General features: G+C 38.9%; 1 protein-coding gene. It reads right to left on the reverse strand.

What is annotated here, in order from left to right; all coding sequences use genetic code 11:
* Positions 1–673 precede the first annotated feature (673 nt).
* Positions 674–1567 (reverse strand): LOG family protein, encoded by an 894-nt coding sequence (locus tag WH5701_RS16080; protein WP_009790551.1) that lies wholly within the window; start codon positions 1565–1567, stop codon positions 674–676.
* Positions 1568–1687 lie beyond the last annotated feature (120 nt).

Raw genomic sequence — 1687 nt, forward strand, 5'->3', positions numbered from 1 at the left:
AGCAACAATTAACGAGCAAAAAGTTGTATAATCACAATGCTTTATGGATAAAATTATCGAAATGCAAAATAGTGAGTACTCTTAATATATCCACAAGGAAGCAGCAGGCAAAGGCCAACAACTGCCAGCATCAGAACCGTCATTGCAATAATTCGTAGTTGTTTTTACAGCTATGCGCAAAAGGATTATCAATACCATCAACACACCTCAAAGCCACCGGCTAGTTCGAATTAAAATTAATCCATCAATCAGTCGCAATATCGATGTCGCTTTCTGTAGACAAATTCACAACCACAAGGAAAGCGAGTTTATTAGAGCAAGCTAAAGATGCAATTTCAGCTATAAAGAAGAAACAAACATCAATTTCTCCACAAGAAAGCGAAGCCACAAAACAATTACCACAGAACCAACAAATACGATAAAAAGAGAAACTTAGCATTCAAGAAAATAAAATTACACAGGACTTCGAGGAGGCGAAAACAGGATATTGCACTGAAAGAAAGATGACAATATTTGAAAGAGTCGAATATTGCATGCAACTATTTTATGCGCATTTATTTATTTAATTGATCGTCTTTTAGTACGCCAATAAAGCGATATACATCTATAACAACACTCCTATCAAGACAAGTCGAATCAAGACTGAGTTCTTCACTATTTTGTGCCTAGCAGGTCAAGTATTCTCAGGTGCATTATGAAATTCAGATGTGCCAGCCTGGATATGCATCCAAGCTTCTTCTGCTGAGTCGGCAAAGTGAAAGAGCTTGAGGTCGTTAAGGGAGATCAAGCCAGACTCAGCGAGAAAGTCGAAATCAATTAACCGCTCCCAGAACTCTCTCCCAAAAAGAACGATTGGCATTGGACTTTTTGTACCAACTTGCCTCAGAGTTAAAAGTTCAAATAATTCATCGAGAGTTCCATAACCACCCGGAAACAAAACTGCTCCAACAGATCGCATCACAAAATGAAATTTTCTAATCGAAAAATAATTAAATTGGAAGCATAGTTCAGGAGTAATATAAGAATTTGGATGTTGCTCAAAAGGCAACGAAATATTCAAACCGATGGATCGACAACCGGCCTCAAATGCACCTCGATTCGCAGCCTCCATAATCCCCGGGCCTCCACCAGTCACAATCACATGGGATGAACATCTTGCATGTTTATCTACCGTTGATTGACCATACTTAGAGGCTAAATATGCAAAATCTTTGGCCGCATTATAAAAGCGAGATAAACCTAAAAGGCCTTCGCAACTACGGACTCTCTGGTTAAGGCTTATCGATTCAGGATTTTGCTTTAATAACTGCTGAGCTTCAGCAAGCTGCTTCTTCGCATTGTCTGGATCAACAATTCGCGCCCCTCCAAAAACAATAATTGTGGATGTAATGCCAGCCAATTCAAGATGTTGCTCTGGCTTACTAATTTCAAGCAGCATTCTTACGCCACGCATTTCATCACTATTCAAAAGCTGTTGGTCTTCATGAGCTATTTGATAAGTAGGTGAGCGCATAATTGCCTCCAAATTAGACTTTGTAATATCTGAGTTTTTACTAAATTTGCTCATAAAACTCCAGCTAGTTTCGCCTACTAATAAATCAAAGCATGTTTGCTGCTAATTCGGCAAGTGGACTGCGTTCACCCTTGCTCAATGTAATATGTCCGACAATATTTTGACCTTTCAATT

The organism is Synechococcus sp. WH 5701, from assembly GCF_000153045.1.
Classification (GTDB): Bacteria; Cyanobacteriota; Cyanobacteriia; order PCC-6307; family Cyanobiaceae; genus Regnicoccus_A; species Regnicoccus_A antarcticus.